The organism is Pedobacter sp. 22163, from assembly GCF_052045595.1.
Classification (GTDB): Bacteria; Bacteroidota; Bacteroidia; order Sphingobacteriales; family Sphingobacteriaceae; genus Pedobacter.
This window is the reverse complement of sequence record NZ_JBQEPM010000006.1, coordinates 242,822-264,563: the sequence shown is the minus strand read 5'-3', so window position 1 is coordinate 264,563 and position 21,742 is coordinate 242,822. Positions and strand designations below refer to the sequence as shown.

The window sequence follows — 21,742 nt, the reverse complement described above, 5'->3', positions numbered from 1 at the left end:
AAACAATTTTTTCAAAAGTATGTTATTTGTGCAAATTTAATTGCGCAAAAAGTAATCACGTTTTACAAATAAGATTAGTTTTGCCGTTAATATTATTATTAAACTAAGCTGCACATGTGGGTTAAGCTATCGAGATTCATTCTTCAGAACCGTATCGCAATCATCGTATTTTTTTTACTAGGCACAATTTTCATGGCTTATCAGGCCAAAAATGTAAAACTCTCCTACACAGGAAGTAAAATCCTGCCTGTTACCGATAGCGCATTCGTAAAATACAACGCCTTTAAAAAGACCTTTGGTGAAGATGGAAGTGTAATGGTGGTGGGAATACAATCGCCTGATATTTTTAAAAAAGAAGTTTACAACCAATGGGTGCAGCTTTCTAACGACATTCAGAAATTAAAAGGCATTAAACAGGTTTTATCATCAGGAAGGATTTTTCAACTGGAAAAAGATACTGTAAACCAAAAATTTGTTTTAAAGCCGCTCCCTGGTGGTTTAGTTAAAACTGATGCTGAGATGGATTCGATCAAGAACACCATTTATAGCAACCCTTTTTTCGAAGGACTGGTTTACAACCGTCAGAATGCCACCTTAATGGCCATTACTTTTGATACCAAAATCTTAAATACTGCTGAACGTAACCCTATTTTAAAAGAGATTGAAGCAAAAGCCAAAGCTTTCCAGGCCGCAACAAAGATACAGGTACATATTTCGGGTTTACCTTATATCCGTACCGCGGTAAGTAAATTGGTAAGTAACGAATTTGTATTGTTTTTGGGCTTATCTATCTTGGTTTCTGCGCTAATCTTATTGTTTTTCTTCAAGAAATTTTATGCCGTATTCTTCCCTATTTTAGTGGTTGTGATGGGTGTTATCTGGAGTATCGGCACATTGGTACTATTTGGTTTCGAACTTACTATTTTAACAGGACTGATTCCACCGCTTATTGTGATTATTGGTATTCCGAACAGTATTTTATTGTTGAATAAATACCAGAATGAACTTAGAAAAGATGGCGATAAACAACGTGCCCTAAGCGTAACAATAGAGAGAATTGCTATTACCACGCTAATTGCGAACATCACCGCAGCCATTGGATTTGGTGTATTGTATTTTACAGGAAGTGAGTTATTGATGCAATTTGGGAGTGTAGCCTCTATAAACGTAATGATTACCTGGCTAATGTGTTTATGTTTAATCCCAATTATCTTCAGTTATTTACCAGCGCCTAAGCTTAAAGCACAAAATCACGTTGAAGAAGGGTTTTTGCACAAATTATTGGTCAAAACCGATACGCTGGTACAGCACAAAAGTGGATTGATTTATATCGGAACGATTATCATATCCATCATTGCTTTTATTGGAGTGATGAAAATCAATGTTAATGGTTATGTAGTTGATGACCTGCCCAAAAACTCGGAGATTTTAACGGATTTAAAGTTCTTTGAGAAAAATTTTGAAGGTATTTTACCCTTAGAAGTAAGTGTAGATACGAAGAAAAAGAACGGCGTTTTCAATTTAACCAATCTGAAAAGAATGGAGAAACTGGAGAAGATGATTTCTGCCTATCCTGAGTTTTCGCGTGCTATTTCGGTTAATATGGGCTTAAAGTATGCTACCCAGGCATTTTACAATAACGATTCTACCTTTTTCCGCTTGCCAGATAATTTAGAAAAGAACTTTATCCTGGCCTACATCGCCAATGGCGGCAAAGGAAATGCAAGTTTGTTAACCAACTTTATCAGCAAGGGAAATCAGAGCACAAGGATCAGTTTTCAAATGGCTGATGTTGGCTCAAAACGTTTAGACGCTATTATGGCCGAATTAAAACCGCGGATCGACAGTATTTTGCCACCGTCTAAATTTGATGTAGAACTTACTGGCTCGAGCATTATCTTTTCTAAAGGAACAGATTATATGTTAAAGCATTTGGTTGAAAGTATTGCGCTTGCCATTGTATTGATCTCCCTTTTAAGGTTGGCACAGTTTAAAAGTTTGGGCATCATGTTTATCTCCTTATTGCCCAACATTGTTCCTTTAATTATTACCGCAGGGATTATGGGTTATTTTGGAATTTCCTTAAAACCTTCAACCATATTAATTTTTACCATAGCTTTTGGCTTGGCTTCCGATCAGACCATCTATTTCTTGACGCGTTATCAGCAGGAATTAAACCTGACCAATTTCAGCGTACCTAAAGTGATTACCGATACCATTACCGAAACAGGCGTAAGTATGACACACATCGCTTTAATCTTATTCTTTGGCTTCGGAATTTTTACCGCATCTACTTTCGGAGGAACAGTAGTACTTGGCCTGCTCCTATCCATAACCCTATTGGTAGCTTTAATTTTCAATTTAACTTTATTACCAGCGCTGGTATTATGGTTGGATAAAAAGAAAGTAAGAAAACTGGTATCTGATGAAGAATCGGCGAAAAATATTGGTGAGTTTGATCATTAACCAGTTGGGAGTTTTCAGTTGACAGTTTGGAGTTCTGGATACCTAACTTGAAGCAGAATAAATATCGTTTATAGCCTTGGGTTTAAACCCAAGGCTATTTTACAAAATCACCAAGCCCACATTCCAACCTAACCAACCTGTATATCCCGAATTGTTAAAAGAGAAATTTTTATGCTTTTCCTGCAACAATCCAAATTCACCAATTTTGGTGTTTTGCCTGGTATAATACACATTAACCGATGGAGCGCCCTGTATGGCCAGCCATTTATTTATCCGGATATTTATTGATAGCTCAAATTTGTTCAGCAGGTTGAGGTAATCCCAGCTCCCTTGGTAAACATACTGGCTACTTATTTCTGGGTTTAAAGAAACGCTTTTAAACAATTTCATTTCCTTTCCAAAACCCAGTCCACCGGTATATATTTTTTCAGCTGATTTTTTGTTCGTGCCAAACATTAACATATTGTATAAACGTTTGCTGCCACCTTTATAAGCCACATTAAAATTGGTGCTTTCATTGGTGCTAAAACTAAATTTATGATAACCTTTTAAAGCAATATTGATCAGCCCGATTGAATAGCCATCATTTTCATTTGAAACATTTAATATCCCAATTTGGACACCTTTTAAGTCTTTGGCATAATTAATTGCGCCGATTTGCAGTCCACTAGCGGTTTGTCCGGTAAAATTGGTAAGCATGGCCAGATTTATCCCACTGCTTTCTTTATCAATGTTGGCAATGCCACCAATCTGTATTCCACTTGTTCTACCGCTCACAACATTACCCCCAACTCCAATTTGAATACCTTTTGTATCCTTGCTAACCAAATTTAAGGCCCCAGTTTGGAAGCCTTTTAAGGTTCCGCCTATGGTATTAAGACCCAAGGAAAGTTGCAGGCCTTTTACATCCTCATTAACGCGGTTATAAATTCCACCCAACTGAAAACCTTCGAAATTCTTGCCTACGCGGTTATAAGCCAAGGCAATCTGGGCCGCCCGAACATCGCCTATAACATAATTAAACAGGCCGGCAATCTGCGCTCCACGAACATCCCCCCCGACTAAATTAAAAGCTCCGGCAAACTGAAAATACTGCACATTACTTTTGTTAATATTGAAAACAAAACCAATTTCTCCGCCATCTACCCCTGCGCTATAAGCACCAATAACATTAAGCGAAAATTTATTCACCACCTGACCGCTCAATGAGCCATGGGAATTTAAACCAGGAATAAGCGAAAACTGAAACGGGGCTTTTGAGATAAAACCACCGATATTGATCGACTGTATTTTTTGTTGTGCCGTAACCAAAGCATTACCAAGCCAGGTATTTTCTACATCGCCCAAATTTCCGTAGATAAACCTTTCTCCTGGATTTTCTTTTCTATTGGTAATGTTCACCTCTGCCAGAAAATGGGTAACGGTAGACTTATAATTTTCTTTACTTACTGTTAGCGATATGGGCTGTGTGATGTTTTTTAACCGCATCGAAAAATAACCGTTCCCATCCGATATTTCAGAAATCAACAGGTTTCGTTCGTAAATACTGGCATCCTGGATTGGTTTATTGGTCTGTTTATCTACTACCTGGCCCGTAATGGTATAAAGCTCTGGATTACCGACCGATTCGTTAACCAGCAACACAAGTTCGAGCGGTGCATACCTGATAATCACAAAATTGCCCGATTGACGGTATTCGAACCTATGATTTAATATTTTATCAAGCGTTTCGGCAATATTCAGGTTGTTTTCGTGGATACTGATCAAACTATCTACTGGCAATATATTACTGTTATAAGAAAACCTGAATCCACCTTTCTCCTCTATCATCGCCAATACTGAACTTAGTTTTTGCTGCTCGATATTGAGTGAGATATTTCTGGATAAATTGGATTGTGCTTTTATTAAGGAACTGAAAAAAAGGAGAAAAATAACAGTTATTCTGAGCGTACGCATTGGTTTTTATTTAAGTTTAATTATCCCCTGCCCATGCTCTACTTTTATTTTAAAAGTTTCGGCAATCACATTCAAGGTTTCTTTAAGCGATTCGTTTTTAAAGGTTGTACTAATTGGCAGCGCCTTTAATTCAGGATTTACAATAACGATATTGGAATTAAATTTTTGATTAAGTACGACAACTAATTCGCTAAGCGGTGTGCCGTCACAAACCAATTCATTCGAATAATAGTAATTGTATAATTTACCCTGATTTTCTCCTTTAGATAAATGCCGCTGATTTTGACTTACTTCTACTTTTTCTCCGGCAGTTAAACGTACACTATCATTTCGGTTGTTTACCTTAACAATTCCACTTTCTACAATTACAACAACAGCTGCCCCATCACTTTTCACATTAAATGCAGTGCCCACAACAGTTACCTGAACATCATTAACACGAATGATAAATGGTTTCGACTTATTGGCGCTGACTTTAAAAAAAGCTTCACCCCTTAGTTTAACATCGCGGGTTTTATTAAAAAACCCGCCCACGAAAGAAAGTTCAGATTGTTTATTCAAAATTGCAGTAGAACCATCAGGCAACGTTTGTGTTAAGGTATTTTCGCCGCTATTAACATTTATTTTATTGCCGATTAAATTATTGTAGAAAAATAAGCCGGCACTAAAAAATATAAATACCACAGCTACCCGACGTAAAATAGATGTATAGCTGATCGTTTTTTTTTCGGTTTCTAAACGGGCATTTAATCTATCTAAAGCCTGATGCTCATCAATTTCTGGATCAATCTGCAGTTTACTTTTCTCTAGTATCATCCTGAAATCTTCTAGCTGTTTCAAGTGATCAGGATTTGATTTTGCCCATGCTTCAACTTGCTCGCTTTCGGGCACAGTAGCCTCTCCAAGCAAGTATTTTGCAAGCAAATCATCGTTAATATGTGTATAGTTTTTATCCATTAACTTAGTTCAATAAAATAAAAATGAGGATCAAAAAATCTACTACCCTAAGGCGCAAAATCTTTAAGGCCTTCCCCATCTGGTTTTCTACCGTTTTGATAGAAATATTTAACGCATCGGCAATTTCCTGATATTTCATCTGGTCGAACCGGCTCAACTGAAATACATTTCTGCATTTCTCGGGCAGCTCGTTTATTGCCGAATGGATATTCTTTTCCAGTTCTGTGGCCATGATCTCTGTATTTAAGTTTCCTGTATCGTTTTTCACAGCATCGGCATAATGAACGTTAAAATTCGATCTCACTTTTTGATGTTTCAAATAATTTAAACTCTCGTTGTGCACCGAACGATAAAGAAATGGTTTTAAAAACCCATCCGTTTTAAGTTGCGCTCTTTTCGTCCAGATGCGCACAAACACATTCTGAACAATCTCTTCGGCATCATCTTTTTCTTTAATTATCGTAAAAGCATATGCATGCAGGCTTTTGAAATGCTTTAAAAACACTTCGTCGAAAGCCTGCTTATTACCGCTTTTAATTAACCCGATAAGATTGGTGTCGTTACTTTCCAAGATGTTAATGATTTCTATATATTTTAACCACAGATGGACACAGATAAACACAGATGCGGGTTAGTCATTTACATAACTCGTCAAAAGCGTCTTCGATTACACTCAGACTGACCAACACTTTGTTTAAGCCAACATCTTTTTAGGCAAACGCCATCTGTGTCCATCCTTTTTATCTGTGGTTAATATTTCACACGCTATGTTGTCAAAATTGCCCTCAATTTACGCCTAATTATAATTTCTTTTAAAAAGCCCGGTATAATTTTATCCAGCACCACCAAAAAACGGTTTGCAAAACCTGGTATAATTTCTTTCTTTCCTTTCAACATACCATCCATTGCTGTTTTGGCAACATAATCGGCTTCTAAAATCGTCGCTTTTGCAAAACCCTTTAATTCATTGTTCATTATCAATAATTCTGGTTTGGTATTAATACCGCCAGGACTAAGTAAACTAATGTGCACATTTGTACCGCTCAATTCGAGTTGCAAACAACGGGTAAAATAACCGATAAAAGATTTGGTTGCCCCATAAACCTGTTTTTTTGGTACGATAAAATGTCCGCCTAAACTGCCAACATTTAAAATATAACTTGCTGTACTTTTATCGATATGGTTTAAAAATAACCGCGTAAGCAAAACCGTATTCGTAATGTTAAGCTCAATCTGTGTTCTGTAAAAATCGACATTTTTATCTTCAAACCAACTCCAGTTGCCTAAACCAGCATTATTGATTAAAACATTCACATTGATCTTGTTCACCCTTAATTTTTCAAAAATTTCGCTGGCGGAGGTATTTTCGGTCAAATCTATTTCGATACAGAACACCTTACTGTTAAAGTTTACACGCAGGTAATTTGCTAAATGTTCCAGCCCACTATTGGGTAGCGAAACCAATACCAAACCTAAACCACGTTTGGCCGATTCGATAGCGAAAGATTTCCCCAAACCTTCGCTTGCACCTGTAATCAATACTGTTAATTGTTTCATTTTTATACTTTTATATCGTCCTCGTTTGTAATGAGGACGGTTGAGAACTATATTTGCAATGTGGATTATAGCGTTGTAAAAGTCGATATAATCGACATTCTCCTGCATCCTCGTTGCAAACGAGGACGATAACCTTAACCTAATTAGATTTAAAGTGATTAATGGTTTTTCCTAAACCTATTGCAAAAGGCGTTATCCGATAATTTAGTTCGGCAATGGCTTTATTGCTCGAATATTGCTGATTACATTTTAACCTATCGGCAAACGCTGGCAGAAAGAACGGGGTAAGGTTAAAAAATTTCGACTTTAAAGACTCCAGCAAACTGTAAGCTTTAATAATGCCTACCGGGATTTTATACAAACTTCTTTTTTTACCAGTGATCTGCCTTAATGTGCCGAAAAAACTATTAAAAGAAACATCAACACCGCCCAAAATATACCGTTCGCCATTCCTGCCATTCTGCATGGCTGCAATATGTCCATCTACCACATCATCTACAAAAGCATAGTTGGCAATTGCTTTTCCATCGCCCGGAATAAAATGCCATGTACCTTTTATATAACCCGTAACCATTTTGCTCACCGTATTACTATCAGTTATTGGTCCATCGCCATATACTCTTGATGGGTTTACAATTACCACTTCCAACCCCTTTTTTACAAACTCTTTCACCTCTAATTCAGCCAAGTATTTTGTGCGTTCGTAGCTAATCGGGAAGCCGACTGCCCTTGGGTCGTTTTCTGAAACCGGCAGATTTAATGTTGGTCCCCACACCCCGCAAGTTGAGGTATGCACAACTTTTTCTACACCCAACTTTAATGCACAACTGAGCACATTTCTAGTCCCGATTACATTCACATCGTAAAAATCCTGCTCATTCCGGCACCACATTTTGGCCATTGCTGCCGTATGGTAAACCTGATAACAATCTTTCATGGCGTTTTCTAAACTTTCAGGATCCAAAACATCGCCTTTTACAAACTGGATATTTCGGTGCTGAATAAGAAAGGGGTGCTTAACATTTCTGCAAAGTGCCACTACATCGTAGCCCATTTCTGCAAGGGTAAAGCTTAATTTCCGGCCGATAAAGCCTGATGCACCCGTAACCAAAACCCTGAGGTATTTATTTGCAACTGTTTCCATCTTAAACCCTTTCCATTCTAATGGTGTATAAGGAGTGATTTACAACTACCAGTTTACATATTCCGTTTTCGAAATGGTAGTCGTTATAATTCCCATCGGGAAGATTGATCCGATACTGATGTGCTCCGTTTTTATGAATGGGGATAAAACACTGAAAGTTATCAGAGTAAATTTCGGGGATATTAACAGGCTCTTTGGCATACAGGAGCATCGTATTATAACTAATAGGCTGATTTATTGTACTGGTTTTATCGCCGGTTTTAAGTTGGTAAACATTATTTGTCCAACTTGTTTTCTTAGCCTCTTTTGCACTGCCATTTACTATCCGATTTACATTTGAGCTAAGGAGTTTGCCATTTTTAAAATGCGCTATATCCTCTGTTTCCACATCAATTTTGAAAACAAAACGGGTTTGTACTTTTGAAGTTATTTTTAGATAAACATTATCACCATCGTCTTTCTGCTGGAAACACATCTGGCCGATTACTTCGCCATTACGCTTGATGTTAAATTTACTTTGTTGTGCAAAAGCCGATGAAAATGAACAGATAAGAAAGAGCAGCGAAGCAACACTTTTTGGATTGATTGGGCTTTTGGAGGAGAATTTTTTGTAGGTTTTTGGAGCAAAATATTTCTTGCAGAGCCAAATAATTAATGCAGGAATCATAGTTATCTCTATTTGTTATTTAGAGCTAATACAACTCACAGGAAATTTACCCCTACGTGGATTTTATTTTTTTCATGGCCTTGGGTTTAAACCCAAAGGCTACGGGGATGAGGTTACTCGGCTGCAGGCTTTTTATCCTCTTCATCTACCGGAACTTCGACCGTTGGATCGGTAATGATTTCGGCATTGCCATCATTATCCTTTTTGGCGAATAAAATTGGATATAACAACCATAATGCACCAATGATGATGAGTACGCCGGCCAGCATCTGTAAATAGATACTTCCTTTTACCTCGTTTGCATCTAAAATTTTATAGGCAATAAAAGAAAGTATGCCAGCTATGAGGATGAAAACGGCTTTCTGCAATTTTAAGAGCTTAATCATGGGTTCTTTCTTTTTAGTGTTACAATATGGATTAAAACAAAAATAAGCCCGATTAGTTCGAGCAAGCCGCAGAAATAAAAAGCATAAAGTACAAAATCCCGGTCTGAAGGATTTATTACCGCAACAATTGGCAAGGCAATTACGGCAACAATCATCAATGTAAGCCCGATATTAAATAATTTCACATTAAAAGTATTTACATCAAAACTACCAAAATTCAGTCAATTCTGTTAACTTTGCAACCTTTAATTTTTTGAGGTACTTGATTGATGTATAGCGAATTTAAACAATTGGAACTTGCCAAAATAGGGCAAGAAATACTGGATTTTTGGAAAAAGGAAAATATCTTTGAAAAAAGTATTTCTTCCCGTCCGAAATCTAATCCGTTTACTTTTTACGAAGGCCCACCTTCTGCCAATGGCATGCCGGGGATTCACCACGTAATGGCGCGTGCAATTAAGGATATTTTTTGCCGCTATAAAACAATTAAAGGTTATCAGGTTAAAAGAAAAGCTGGTTGGGATACACATGGTCTACCTGTTGAGCTTGGAACTGAAAAGGAATTAGGGATTACCAAAGAGGATATTGGTAAAACTATTTCTATTGAAGACTATAACGAGGCTTGTAAAAAAACAGTAATGCGCTACACTGATGTGTGGAATGACTTGACTGAAAAAATGGGCTATTGGGTAGATATGGATGACCCATACATTACCTATAAGTCGAAATACATGGAGTCGGTGTGGTGGCTTTTGAAGCAGATTTACGATAAAGGATTAATCTATAAAGGTTATACTATCCAACCTTATTCTCCAAAAGCCGGGACAGGATTGAGTTCGCATGAGGTAAATCAGCCTGGCGCTTACCGGGATGTTACAGATACAACAATTGTCGCTCAATTTAAGGCGATAGCAAATACGTTACCTCCGTTTTTACAAACATTTGGAGATGTTTACCTGATGGCATGGACTACTACTCCATGGACTTTACCATCAAACACGGCTTTAACTGTTGGGCCAAAAATCGACTATGTTTTGGTCAAAACGTTCAACCAATATACATTTTTGCCAACAAATGTAATTTTGGCAAAAAACCTGGTTGGCAAGCAGTTTAGTAAAATTTTCTTTGAAAGCAATGAAGTTGAAGATTTTACAAATTTTAAAGCTGGCGATAAAAAAATCCCCTATCAAATACTTGCCGAATGCAAGGGAAGTGAATTGGTTGGAATTAGATATGAACAACTATTAACTTACGCATTGCCGTATCAAAATCCTGAAAATGCATTTAGAGTAATTTCTGGAGATTTTGTAACTACAGAAGATGGTACCGGTATTGTTCATACAGCCCCTACTTTTGGCGCTGATGATGCTAAAGTAGCTAAAGAAGCCACTCCTGAAGTACCACCAATGTTGGTATTAGATGAAAATGATACTCCCGTTCCATTAGTAGATTTACAGGGTAAGTTCACTAAACATGTTGGTCCTTTTGCAGGCAAATATGTAAAGAACGAATATTACAATGCTGGCGAAGCACCTGAAAAATCGGTTGATGTAGAAATTGCTATTTTATTAAAAGAAGAAAATAAAGCTTTTAAAGTAGAAAAATATGTTCACAGTTACCCACACAGCTGGAGAACTGATGAACCACTTTTATATTATCCTTTAGATTCATGGTTTATTAAAGTTACGGATGTTAAGGACAGGATGTTCGACCTTAATGAAACCATTAACTGGAAACCAAAATCAACTGGTGAGGGTCGGTTTGGAAACTGGCTAAAAAACGCTAACGATTGGAATTTATCACGTTCGAGATATTGGGGAATTCCTTTGCCAATCTGGAGAACTGAAGATAAAAAAGAAGAGGTGTTAATCGGTTCTGTTGAGGAACTTTACAATGCCATTGAAAAATCTATAACAGCTGGTTTCCAGAAAGAAAATCCTTTTAAGGGCTTCGAAATCGGAAACATGTCTGAAGAGAACTATGATTTGATCGACTTACATAAAAATGTGGTCGACAAAATTATTTTAGTATCTCCATCAGGCAAACCAATGAGCCGCGAAAGTGATTTAATTGATGTTTGGTTTGACTCTGGTGCTATGCCTTATGCGCAGTGGCACTACCCTTTCGAAAACAAAGAAACAATCGACGGAAATGAAGATTTCCCTGCAGATTTTATTGCCGAAGGTGTAGACCAAACCCGTGGCTGGTTTTATACGCTACATGCAATCTCTACATTAGTTTTTGATAAAGTAGCGTACAAGAATGTAGTTTCCAATGGACTGGTCCTAGACAAAAACGGACAAAAAATGTCAAAACGTTTGGGCAATGCCGCTGATCCATTCCAAACCATTAACGAATATGGTGCTGACGCCACGCGTTGGTACATGATTTCTAATGCAAATCCTTGGGATAACCTAAAATTTGACATTGATGGAATTGCTGAAGTGCGCCGTAAATTCTTCGGAACACTTTACAATACCTATGCTTTCTTTGCCCTTTACGCCAATATCGATAAATTCGAGATCGATAAAAATAATTTAAGCAAAGTTGAAGACAGAACAGAATTAGACCGCTGGATTTTATCGTTATTGCAAACCTTAATCAACGAAGTTGATGAAAGTTACAATACTTATGAACCAACGAAAGCTACCCGCGCTATTCAGGCTTTTGTTGATGAACATTTGAGTAACTGGTACATCAGGTTAAGTCGTCGCCGTTTCTGGAAAGGCGAAATGACTGATGATAAACGTGCTGCTTACGAAACATTATATACTTGTTTAGAAACCTTAGCACAGTTGATGAGTCCTGTTGCGCCTTTCTTTGCCGACTGGTTATACAGAAACTTAACCGTTACCGATGCACATGCAGAGCAGTCGGTACATTTAACTTTGTGGAAAGAGGCTGATCAAAGTTTGATTGATACCGATTTGAATGAGCGTATGGTTTACGCTCAGGATATTTCATCGATGGTTTTATCGCTGCGTAAAAAATCGGGCATCAATGTGCGTCAACCACTTGAGAAAATCTTAATCCCATCTTTAAGTGGCGATTTCGAACAAAAAATATCAAAGGTTGCGGATTATATCCTTTCTGAAACGAATGTTAAACATATCGAATTCATTACCGATACACATGGTATCGTTAAGAAAAAGCTGAAACCAAACTTCAAATCGTTGGGTAAAAAAGTTGGAAAAGATATGAGCCTGGTTAAACAGGCTTTAGAAAATTCAAATCAGGATGATATCCAACGTTTAGAAAATGATGGCTTCATAATCGTAGTTGGCAGTAATGGTGAAGAATTTACCATCAATTTAAATGATGATGTAGAAGTTTTTGCCGAAGATATTCCGGGATGGCAGGTAACCAACCTGGGCAGTTTAACTGTTGCTTTGGATGTTACCATCTCAGAAGAGCTGAAACAAGAAGGCATTTCTCGCGAATTGGTTAACCGTATCCAAAACTTGCGAAAAGAATTAAACTTTGAAGTAACCGATAGGATTAAAGTTTCGTTACAAAATGATAACTTGGTAGCCGGCGCAGTTGCCAAAAACAAGGATTACATTTGCGCGGAAATATTGGCCGATGAATTTGAATTAACGGATACTGTAAATAATGCAAACAAAATCGTTATCGACGATGTTGAGTTAAGCATTTCAGTAACTAAAATATAAATCCATATATTAGAAAATTAGAAAAAGAACATGGAAAACAGCAACAAAACACGCTACTCAGACAGTGAATTACAAGAATTTAAAGAATTAATTCAAGATAAATTACGCATGGCGAAAGAGGAATTAAACTCTTTAACCACTTCTTTGAGTAATCCAAACGCAAACGGAACAGAAGATACTTCAGGTGCGTATAAAACATTAGAAGATGGTTCTGCAACAATGGAAAAAGAGCAGATCAATCAGTTGGCTGCCCGTCAGAAAAAGTTTATAGACAACCTGGAGAATGCATTGGTACGTATCGAGAACAAAACTTATGGTATTTGCCGCGAAACCGGAAAATTAATCCAAAAAGAACGTTTACGCGCTGTTCCTCATGCAACTTTAAGCATGGAAGCAAAATTAAAGCAGAGTTAATGAAAGGCTATACAAAACCTTTAATTGTTATCTTTTTAGTTTTACTGGCCGATCAGCTGGTTAAAACCTGGGTTAAAACGCACATGTACCTTGGTCAGGAATTCCATATTATTGGCAAATGGTGTATTATCCATTTTACCGAAAATAATGGGATGGCCTTTGGGATGGAGTTTGGTGGTGAGTTTGGCAAATTAGCCTTATCGCTTTTCCGTATTGCCGCTGTTGCAGGAATCGGCTATGGCTTACATTATCTAATTAAGCATAAATATCACCGCGGTTTAATTCTAAATGTTGCGCTGATTTTTTCTGGCGCACTAGGAAACATTATTGATTCTGTATTTTACGGAAAGATTTATGGTTACGAAAACTGGTTTCACGGTCGTGTAGTAGACATGTTCTACTTCCCGATTGCAGAAGGCCACTTCCCTACCTGGGTACCCATTTGGGGAGGCGAAGAGTTTGTTTTCTTCAGACCTGTTTTTAACCTTGCCGACGCAGCTATTTCGGTTGGCGTGATACTGATCCTCATCTTCCAGAAAAACTACTTTAAAGAAGATGTAAAAGACGATGTAAGTATTAACAGTGAGATTGTAGAAGATTAAATAAGCGATTCGTCATGCTGAACTTAATTCAGCATCTATCTAGGAAGACCCTGAAATAAATTCAGGGTGACGAAAATACAAAACAGCCCATTTCTTAACTGAGGTGGGCTGTTGTTTTTCAATGAATTCGTCATCCGATAGCTATCGGATGCGAGGAGGCTTTTGTAGAATTGTCATTCCATCAGTCCTATTGGTTGGTGTCACACCGACCAATAACATAAATACATCACATCCTTTTGGAAAGCAATTACAGAAGTAGATATTTAAGCTCGTTCCCGCTATCCTTTCTGCCAATGCAGCTTGTGCGATGCTTTAGTTTCTTCATAGAAATTCGGACAGAATTAGAACGCATGGCATTCATACTATCAGGTTTTAGTAACTTTGGATGCTGCAGGAAGAAAAAATCAAAGTACCTACTCGTCCTCCTGAATTTATTTCAGGATCTTTCACGTTAAGTATAAAACAAAACAATGATCAACTTTCTTGATATATCTTACTTAAAGCTTGGTAACGAAAGGCAACAGAAAGCTTATCAGGTGTTAACAGATAATCGAGTCCTTGCAAAGCTTACCCCTTACCATCCAATCTTGGTTGGCACCATTCCAATCAATATCGATATCGAAAACAGCGATCTGGATATTATATGCGAAGTTTCTGATAAAAATGAATTTATCTATAAATTAAATGCACTGTTTGGATCTGAAAAAGAATTTACCATTTATGAAAGCCCTAAATTCGACGCCACTAAGGCGAATTTTATCATCGATGGTTTCGAAATAGAAATATTCGGACAAAATACTCCTACCACACAACAAAATGCTTATCGGCATATGCTAATTGAACACAAATTACTCTTAGCCAAGGGCGAAAAATTTAGGCTGGACATTATTGGTCTCAAAAACCAAGGTTATAAAACGGAGCCGGCGTTTGCTAAATTATTGGGGCTTGAGGGAAATCCATACGAAGAATTACTGAAATTGGAGCCTTAACGGGACGCTGAGACCAGATCTTGAGTTGGAGCATCGCTGTCATTCTGAACGCAGTGAAGAATCTTAATCAAAGAAATACAAAAGTTCAAACCACTCAATAAAGATCCTTCATTTCATTCAGGATGACAACCATCGCTACAGTATTCCAATTTTTTAAAATATATTTGAAATATAAAACCAAATATATCATGAAACTTTACTATGCCTTTTTACTACTAGTTATTATTAGCAGCTCAGCATTTGCTCAAAAAAGCCTTTTTAACGGAAAAAATCTAAACGGTTGGCATGTAGATGTGCCTGCAATGGACAAACAGCCTAATACCGTTAACCCGTTTATTGTACGCAATGGGATGCTGGTTAGTTTAGGTACGCCAGGTGGACATTTAATAACTGATAAAATTTATAAAAATTACCAGTTAACAGTACAATACCGCTTTGCTGGCAAACCGGGCAATTGTGGTGTTTTAGTTCATTCATCTACGCCAAGGGCATTGTATGGTATGTTTCCAAAATCGCTGGAAGTGCAGATGCAACATAAAGATGCCGGCGATTTCTGGTGTATCGAAGAAGATATTACAGTGCCTGATATGGTTACCAGACGCGGGCCTCAAGAAAACTGGGGCATAAATGGAAATAAACTCCGCCGGATTAAAAATTTAACAGATGACAGTGAAAAACCGCTTGGCGAGTGGAATACCATGGTTATCCAATGTTTGAATAACGAAGTTAAAGTTTGGGTAAATGGCATAATGGTAAACTATGGTACAAATTGCACTGCAAGTAGCGGGCAAATTGCTTTACAAGCAGAAGGTAGTGAAGTAGAATTTAAACAATTGGATTTAAAACCAATTAAAGCGCTTTCAAAATAAGAAAAGTGCTTTAGCTCAATCCTTAAAGCACAAACAGATCAGATAGCCTACAAAATAAGCGAGCAGATCGTAAACACTAAAAGAGGTACCCAATATAGTGCTCATTAATCTGTTGTTTTCCCAACCAAACCAGGTAACATAATTTGCCTTTTGGAGGAACTCAATTACGAAAGAAAAAATTAAGACACCTAATGCTAACTGCTTATTATTGGTTTTAAGGAAAATCCTCAAAAATCCGTAAATCAAGATAACAACCAATACATCTCCGCCAAAAGGTCTGATAAAAGCATCGTGAAGGTATTTGCCAATTAAGATTTCCACGATGAGAATCGCGAGAAAAATAAAGAGGAATTTCGAGTTGAACGTTAATTTCATTTTTCAGGTATAAAAAAAAGAAGTCAAGTTTTTATAGCACATTGGCCATTAAAACTTGACTTCTTTATCTTGACTTTCTATAAAGATTTAATTCCCCTTTAGGGATTAGGGGTTAGATACCTAATAATAATCTAGCCGGATCTTCTAACAACTGTTTCACACGAACCAGGAAACCAACCGACTCACGTCCATCGATAATTCTGTGATCGTAAGATAAAGCAACGTACATCATCGGACGGATTACAACTTCACCTTTTTCAGCTACCGGACGCTCAACAATGTTGTGCATACCTAAAATGGCCGATTGTGGCGCATTAATAATCGGTGTAGACATCATTGAACCAAACACACCACCGTTAGTGATGGTGAATGTTCCACCAGTCATTTCTTCGATGGTTAATTTGCTATCACGTGCTTTTAAAGCCAATTCTAAAACGGATTTTTCAATCTGAGCTAAAGTCATGCTTTCTGCATTGCGGATTACCGGAACCACTAAACCTTTTGGTGCAGAAACTGCAATCGAAATATCAGCAAAGTCATTGTAAACCAATTCTTCACCTTCAATACGACCATTAACCGCAGGGAAATCTTTTAATGCTTCGGTAACTGCTTTAGTGAAAAAGCTCATGAAGCCTAAACCAACACCAAATTTTTCTTTAAACTGATCTTTATATTTTCCGCGCAAATCCATAATCGGCTTCATGTTAACTTCGTTAAAAGTAGTCAACATTGCGGTTTCATTTTTAACAGCAACTAAACGTTTTGCAACCGTTCTACGTAGTGGAGACATTTTCTCACGGCGTTCGCCGCGGCTACCTGCAGGAGCAGCAGCTACAACTGGAGCACTTGCTTTTGGTGCTTCTGGTTTTTTACCCGCCTCAGCCTTAACAGCATCGTCTTTAGTAATACGACCATCAACACCAGTACCTTTTACAGCAGCTGCATCAATTCCTTTTTCTGCAAGAATTTTACCAGCAGCAGGAGAAGGAGTTCCCGTAGCATAGCTTTCGCCTGATTTTTCGGCTACTGGAGCCGCAGTTTTATCTTCAGCAACAACAGCCTTTTCTTCAGCTTTTGGTGCATCAGCTTTCGCCGGAGCCGCACCACCATCTTCAATTTTACAAACTACTGCACCAATGGCTAAAGTATCGCCTTCGGCTGCTATGGTTTTTAAAGTTCCAGCTTGTTCTGCAGTTAATTCGAATGTTGCTTTATCCGATTCTAATTCGGCAATAACTTCATCCATTTCAACAACATCGCCATCGTTTTTTATCCAACGTGATAAAACAACTTCGGTTATCGACTCACCAACAGGTGGAACTTTTATCTCTAAACTCATTTTTGTAATGTTATGTTTTTATCTTCTAATAATCAATATCAAACGCTATGCACCAAACGCTTAGCACAATGCACCTAATCGATCTGAACTAATTTTTTTGTTGCTTTTTTGGCGATATCCTTTACATCATCCGTTACCGAAATCTCTAAAGCTTTTGCTAAAATATAAGCCTGTTGATTGGCATGTTGTTTTGCAAAGCCTGTTGCGGTACTGCTGCTTTCTCTTCGTGAAATTACATCAATGCCTTTTAATGCTGTTTTGTACAACCTGCGGAACAAATATGGCCATGCGCCCATGTTTTCTGGCTCTTCTTGTACCCAGAAAACTTCTTTAGCATTTTTATATTTCTTCTGGATGGCTTCCATCTGATCAACAGGAGTTGGATACAGCTGCTCTACACGAACCAGGGCTACATGTTTTAATTTATCAGCCTGTTGTTTCTCCAATAACTCGTAGTAAATTTTACCGCTACAGAAAACAATGCGTGTTACATCTGCAACTTTAACATTTACATCATCAATTACTTCTTTAAAACCACCTTCGGTAAATTCTTCTAATTTAGAAACACAAGCTGGGTGGCGCAATAAACTTTTAGGAGTAAATACCACTAAAGGTTTACGGAAATCGCGTTTAAACTGACGGCGTAAAACGTGGAAGAAGTTTGCCGGAGTAGTACAGTTTGTTACCTGCATGTTATAGTCAGCACAAAGCTCCATAAAACGCTCAATACGCGCTGATGAGTGCTCTGGCCCCTGACCTTCGTAACCATGAGGCAATAACATTACCAAACCATTTTCGCGTTGCCATTTGGTTTCGGCACTTGCAATATACTGATCGACAACAATTTGCGCACCATTAAAGAAATCGCCAAATTGTGCTTCCCAGATCGTTAAAGCATTCGGGTTTGCCATGGCATAACCATACTCGAAACCTAAAACACCATATTCTGATAAGTGTGAGTTGTAAATATCGAAAGCCGCTTGTTGGTCTGAAATATTTGCCAATGGTACATATTCTTCCTCACTATCTTCAAGCGTTAATACCGCATGACGGTGAGAGAATGTTCCCCGCTCTACATCCTGACCGCTTAAACGAACACGTTTACCTTCTGACAACAAAGTACCATAAGCCAACTGCTCGCCCATTGCCCAGTCGAAAACATTGGTTTCGTTAACCATTTTGCCACGTTCAGCAAATAGTTTTTCGATTTTTTTGAAGAACTTTTTATTAGATGGCAAAGCTGTAATGCGCTTACCAATTTCTAATAAAGTAGATTTTTTAACGGCAGTAACAGGAGAAGATTCGAAATCTTTAGGTGTAGCCATACGCAAATCTGCCCATGCACCACCAAATTTAACTTCGGCATTACCTGCAACAAATTCTTTAGCTTCATTTAAGCGTTCCTGCAAAATGCCACGGAAATCTTTTTCCATTTCTTTTGCCAAACCGGCTTCCAACTTACCCTCTTTGGTTAACTGATCGATATAGATTTCCCTTGGATTGGGGTGTTTTTCGATTGTTTTGTATAATAATGGCTGGGTGAATTTAGGCTCGTCAGACTCATTGTGACCGAAACGACGGTAGCAAAGGATATCAATAAAAACATCGTTTTTATATTTCTGACGATATTCCATTGCCAGGTTAATTGCATAAACCAAAGCCTCAGGATCATCACCATTTACGTGAAAAACCGGAGATAAAGTTACTTTAGCAATATCGGTACAATAAGTACTGGTACGTGCATCTTTATAATTGGTGGTAAAACCAATCTGGTTATTAATTACCAGGTGAATAGTTCCACCGGTTTTATAACCTTCAAGGCCTGCCATCTGAATTACTTCGTAAACAATACCTTGGCCGGCAACAGATGCATCACCATGAATCAAAATCGGTGCTAAACGACTGTTATCGCCACCATATTTGAAATCGATTTTCGAGCGGCTCATGCCTTCTACCACACCATCAACAGTTTCTAAGTGCGATGGGTTAGGACACAAACTTAAGTGAACACTTTTGCCTGAAACGGTAGTAACATCCGTAGAATACCCTAAATGGTATTTTACGTCGCCACCAAATGGCGTATCTGGATTATAGCTTTTACCTTCAAATTCAGCAAAAATATCTTTATATGTTTTTTGCATGATATTGGCCAACACGTTTAAACGACCGCGGTGTGCCATACCAATTACAAATTCTTCAATACCTAATTCAGCACCTTTTTCGATTACTGAATCTAAAGCAGGGATTAAAGCTTCTGCGCCTTCTAATGAGAAACGTTTTTGGCCCAAAAATTTGGTGCCTAAGAAATTTTCGAAACTTACTGCTTCGTTTAATTTCCGGAGAATGCGTTTTTTCTCATCAATTGAGAAATTAGGTGTATTACGTGCACTTTCCATTTTTTGCTGAATCCAGTTCAACACTTCAGGTGTACGTAAAAACTTAAATTCGGCTCCGATAGAACCTGCGTATGTTTGTTTTAAGAAGGCTACAATGTCTTTCAATTTTGCCGCACCGATACCAATCTCAACACCAGAGTTGAAAACGGTTTCTAAATCAGCATCAGATAATCCAAAATTTGCAAGATCTAATGTTGGTAAATGTTTACGTCTTTCGCGAACCGGATTGGTGTGCGTAAATAAGTGACCACGGCTACGATAGCCATCAATCAGATTTAAAACATTAACCTCTTTTAAAAATTGTTCAGGAGTTTCTGCTGTTACTGCAGGCGCTTCTGATCCTCTTCCAAAATCGAAACCTTCAAAAAATTTCTGCCAACCAAATTCAACAGACTCGGGATCTTGTTGATAAGATTGATATAAAGACTCTATATATTCGGCGTTTGCGCCATTAAGATAAGATAATTTATCCATTATTAACTGTTTACTATAAGCATTACAAAATTAGAATTTTACCTTATATAAATGGCAAAAATCTCGATTAAAATGAGAATTATTGAATGACAAAATTATTGAATGAGAGAATAACAAAAATACCACTTGTATTAATCGATAAAATTTCAATTCCATCATTCAACACCCAATCATTCAGTCATTACAACTATGATGCCCAAGTTAAGGAGTAATTGCCTTTTGGGTCGAGGTTTTTAATATTTTTATCAAGATCGAAAACACTTTTTGATTTCTGATCGTTACCTACACCAGCTACATTGGCCCAGTTGCCCCAGTTACTTGCAGGGTTATAATCGATCAGCTTTTCTTCAAAATATGCCGCGCCAAAAATCCAGCTTACTTCTAAATTATTGATCAGATATAAGGCAGCGGTTTGTCTGGCGATATTCGAGATGAAACCGGTCTGATTTAACTCCGTCATCACCGCATCTACCACAGCAAAACCTGTTTGCGCATTCTTCCATTTACTAAAATTATCCTGCTCATTCGCAACATCAATCAGTCCCTGGCTGCCAAATCCATCAGGACTAAAAAAAGTGTTGCCATATTTCTTAAACATGAAACGGAAATAATCTCTCCAAAGCAGGCCTAATAAAATATGATTGAACATAGCTTTTGTATTGGGCACACCTTCCATCTTTTTAATTTCCCAGTATACTTTTCGTGGCGATAAACTACCCATGGCCAGCCATGCCGATAGTTTTGAAGCCAGAATTAAATTCTTGGTTGTTGCAGCCTGTTGCATGGCTACAATTACTTTCTGAAGATGGGCCAAACCTTCGGCCTCGCCACCAACAAATTCAAAATCAGCACGTTGGTCTTTTTGCTGTGGCAACAAATTAAGGTCTTCTAATGAAGATAATGTTCCCCAGTCAATCACTTCAGCTACATTAATCCGATCGGGCGCCAAAAAACAGGGCTTAATAATCGAATCGCGTTCAATTTTCTTTTTAAACTGGTTAAAGGCGTCGGGAATATCCTTGATAGGAAAAGGTAGGTCCTCCTTATTATATAAGGTATGACCGATAAAGTGTTTAAGGTTGATGCGTAATTTCCAAAGTGCATTTTCTACCAAGGTTGAAACATGCGTTTCTTCGCGTGCCACTTCACGGTGATGGTAGACTTCGGTAATCTCATATTCCTGAACAAGCTGAGGAATAATATCTTCGGGATTGCCTTCGGCGATAAGCAAGTTACCACCAATCTGTTTTAAAGAATTGCGTAATCCTAAAACACTTTCTAAAATAAACTGTGCTCTAATATTACCTGTTTTTAACGTACCGTATTTTGTTTCACCAAAAGAACGGCGATCGAGAATGTAAACAGGCAAAATTGAATCAGATTTAGCAATCGCCTCGACCAGCATTTCATTGTCATGCAAGCGAAGATCATTTCTAAACCAGACTAAAATTTTTTTGGACATCTTTTATCGAAAAGGGTG

18 protein-coding genes are annotated in these 21,742 nt (G+C 37.8%); 6 read left to right on the top strand and 12 right to left on the bottom strand.

Going from position 1 to position 21,742, the window contains the following annotated elements; all coding sequences use genetic code 11:
- Window positions 1-114 precede the first annotated feature (114 nt).
- The gene (locus ACTJKN_RS17120) at window positions 115-2,466 is read left to right on the top strand and encodes an efflux RND transporter permease subunit (protein ID WP_440826895.1); all 2,352 of its coding nucleotides are present in this window, start codon (window positions 115-117) and stop codon (window positions 2,464-2,466) included.
- 99 nt (window positions 2,467-2,565) lie between these two features.
- Here the strand turns inward: ACTJKN_RS17120 and ACTJKN_RS17115 are convergent, their stop codons facing one another.
- From ACTJKN_RS17115 to ACTJKN_RS17080, 8 genes are all read right to left on the bottom strand, one after another.
- Window positions 2,566-4,422 (bottom strand): STN and carboxypeptidase regulatory-like domain-containing protein, encoded by a 1,857-nt coding sequence (locus ACTJKN_RS17115; protein ID WP_440826893.1) that lies wholly within the window; start codon window positions 4,420-4,422, stop codon window positions 2,566-2,568.
- A gap of 6 nt (window positions 4,423-4,428) precedes the next feature.
- A complete protein-coding gene (locus ACTJKN_RS17110) occupies window positions 4,429-5,379 on the bottom strand; it encodes a FecR family protein (RefSeq protein WP_440826891.1) in 951 nt (316 codons plus the stop codon).
- 4 nt (window positions 5,380-5,383) lie between these two features.
- The gene (locus tag ACTJKN_RS17105) at window positions 5,384-5,950 is read right to left on the bottom strand and encodes an RNA polymerase sigma factor (protein ID WP_440826890.1); all 567 of its coding nucleotides are present in this window, start codon (window positions 5,948-5,950) and stop codon (window positions 5,384-5,386) included.
- Between the two features lie 194 nt (window positions 5,951-6,144).
- The gene (locus ACTJKN_RS17100; protein WP_440826889.1) at window positions 6,145-6,936 is read right to left on the bottom strand and encodes an SDR family NAD(P)-dependent oxidoreductase; all 792 of its coding nucleotides are present in this window, start codon (window positions 6,934-6,936) and stop codon (window positions 6,145-6,147) included.
- 139 nt (window positions 6,937-7,075) lie between these two features.
- Window positions 7,076-8,080 carry an SDR family NAD(P)-dependent oxidoreductase gene (locus ACTJKN_RS17095; RefSeq protein ID WP_440826888.1) on the bottom strand — a complete coding sequence of 335 codons (1,005 nt, stop codon included), beginning with the start codon at window positions 8,078-8,080 and terminating at the stop codon, window positions 7,076-7,078.
- A gap of 1 nt (window position 8,081) precedes the next feature.
- The gene (locus ACTJKN_RS17090) at window positions 8,082-8,747 is read right to left on the bottom strand and encodes a DUF6134 family protein (RefSeq protein WP_440826887.1); all 666 of its coding nucleotides are present in this window, start codon (window positions 8,745-8,747) and stop codon (window positions 8,082-8,084) included.
- 113 nt (window positions 8,748-8,860) lie between these two features.
- Window positions 8,861-9,133, bottom strand: coding sequence for an isoleucyl-tRNA synthetase (locus tag ACTJKN_RS17085; protein WP_440826885.1), 273 nt, complete (start codon window positions 9,131-9,133; stop codon window positions 8,861-8,863).
- A complete protein-coding gene (locus ACTJKN_RS17080) occupies window positions 9,130-9,318 on the bottom strand; it encodes a hypothetical protein (protein WP_131031924.1) in 189 nt (62 codons plus the stop codon). Before ACTJKN_RS17080 ends, ACTJKN_RS17085 begins: the two co-directional genes overlap by 4 nt.
- An 84-nt stretch (window positions 9,319-9,402) precedes the next feature.
- Here ACTJKN_RS17080 and ileS point away from each other — a divergent pair, with 84 nt between their 5' ends.
- The 5 genes from ileS to ACTJKN_RS17055 all read left to right on the top strand — a co-directional run bounded on the left by ileS (window position 9,403) and on the right by ACTJKN_RS17055 (window position 15,678).
- Window positions 9,403-12,804, top strand: a complete 3,402-nt coding sequence (ileS, locus tag ACTJKN_RS17075) for an isoleucine--tRNA ligase (RefSeq protein WP_440826882.1) — start codon at window positions 9,403-9,405, stop codon at window positions 12,802-12,804.
- 30 nt (window positions 12,805-12,834) lie between these two features.
- Window positions 12,835-13,218, top strand: coding sequence for a TraR/DksA family transcriptional regulator (locus ACTJKN_RS17070; protein WP_025144123.1), 384 nt, complete (start codon window positions 12,835-12,837; stop codon window positions 13,216-13,218).
- Window positions 13,218-13,820: a lipoprotein signal peptidase gene (locus ACTJKN_RS17065; RefSeq protein WP_131031926.1), complete on the top strand. Its 603-nt coding sequence runs from the start codon at window positions 13,218-13,220 to the stop codon at window positions 13,818-13,820. Before ACTJKN_RS17070 ends, ACTJKN_RS17065 begins: the two co-directional genes overlap by 1 nt.
- Before the next feature lie 470 nt (window positions 13,821-14,290).
- On the top strand, window positions 14,291-14,809 hold the full coding sequence (locus ACTJKN_RS17060; protein ID WP_440826880.1) for a DUF4269 domain-containing protein: 519 nt from the start codon (window positions 14,291-14,293) through the stop codon (window positions 14,807-14,809).
- Window positions 14,810-14,997: 188 nt separating this feature from the next.
- The gene (locus ACTJKN_RS17055; protein WP_440826878.1) at window positions 14,998-15,678 is read left to right on the top strand and encodes a 3-keto-disaccharide hydrolase; all 681 of its coding nucleotides are present in this window, start codon (window positions 14,998-15,000) and stop codon (window positions 15,676-15,678) included.
- A gap of 15 nt (window positions 15,679-15,693) precedes the next feature.
- On the opposite strand, the gene ACTJKN_RS17050 is transcribed toward ACTJKN_RS17055, so the two are convergent.
- The 4 genes from ACTJKN_RS17050 to ACTJKN_RS17035 all read right to left on the bottom strand — a co-directional run bounded on the left by ACTJKN_RS17050 (window position 15,694) and on the right by ACTJKN_RS17035 (window position 21,724).
- Window positions 15,694-16,053: a DUF2809 domain-containing protein gene (locus ACTJKN_RS17050; RefSeq protein WP_440826876.1), complete on the bottom strand. Its 360-nt coding sequence runs from the start codon at window positions 16,051-16,053 to the stop codon at window positions 15,694-15,696.
- 112 nt (window positions 16,054-16,165) lie between these two features.
- Entirely contained in the window at window positions 16,166-17,392 is a 1,227-nt protein-coding gene (odhB, locus tag ACTJKN_RS17045; protein WP_440826874.1) for a 2-oxoglutarate dehydrogenase complex dihydrolipoyllysine-residue succinyltransferase, read from the bottom strand.
- Between the two features lie 74 nt (window positions 17,393-17,466).
- Complete coding sequence (locus tag ACTJKN_RS17040; protein ID WP_440826872.1) at window positions 17,467-20,262, bottom strand: 2-oxoglutarate dehydrogenase E1 component; 2,796 nt, start codon at window positions 20,260-20,262, stop codon at window positions 17,467-17,469.
- Between the two features lie 187 nt (window positions 20,263-20,449).
- Window positions 20,450-21,724, bottom strand: coding sequence for a DASH family cryptochrome (locus tag ACTJKN_RS17035; RefSeq protein WP_440826870.1), 1,275 nt, complete (start codon window positions 21,722-21,724; stop codon window positions 20,450-20,452).
- Window positions 21,725-21,742: the final 18 nt, after the last annotated feature.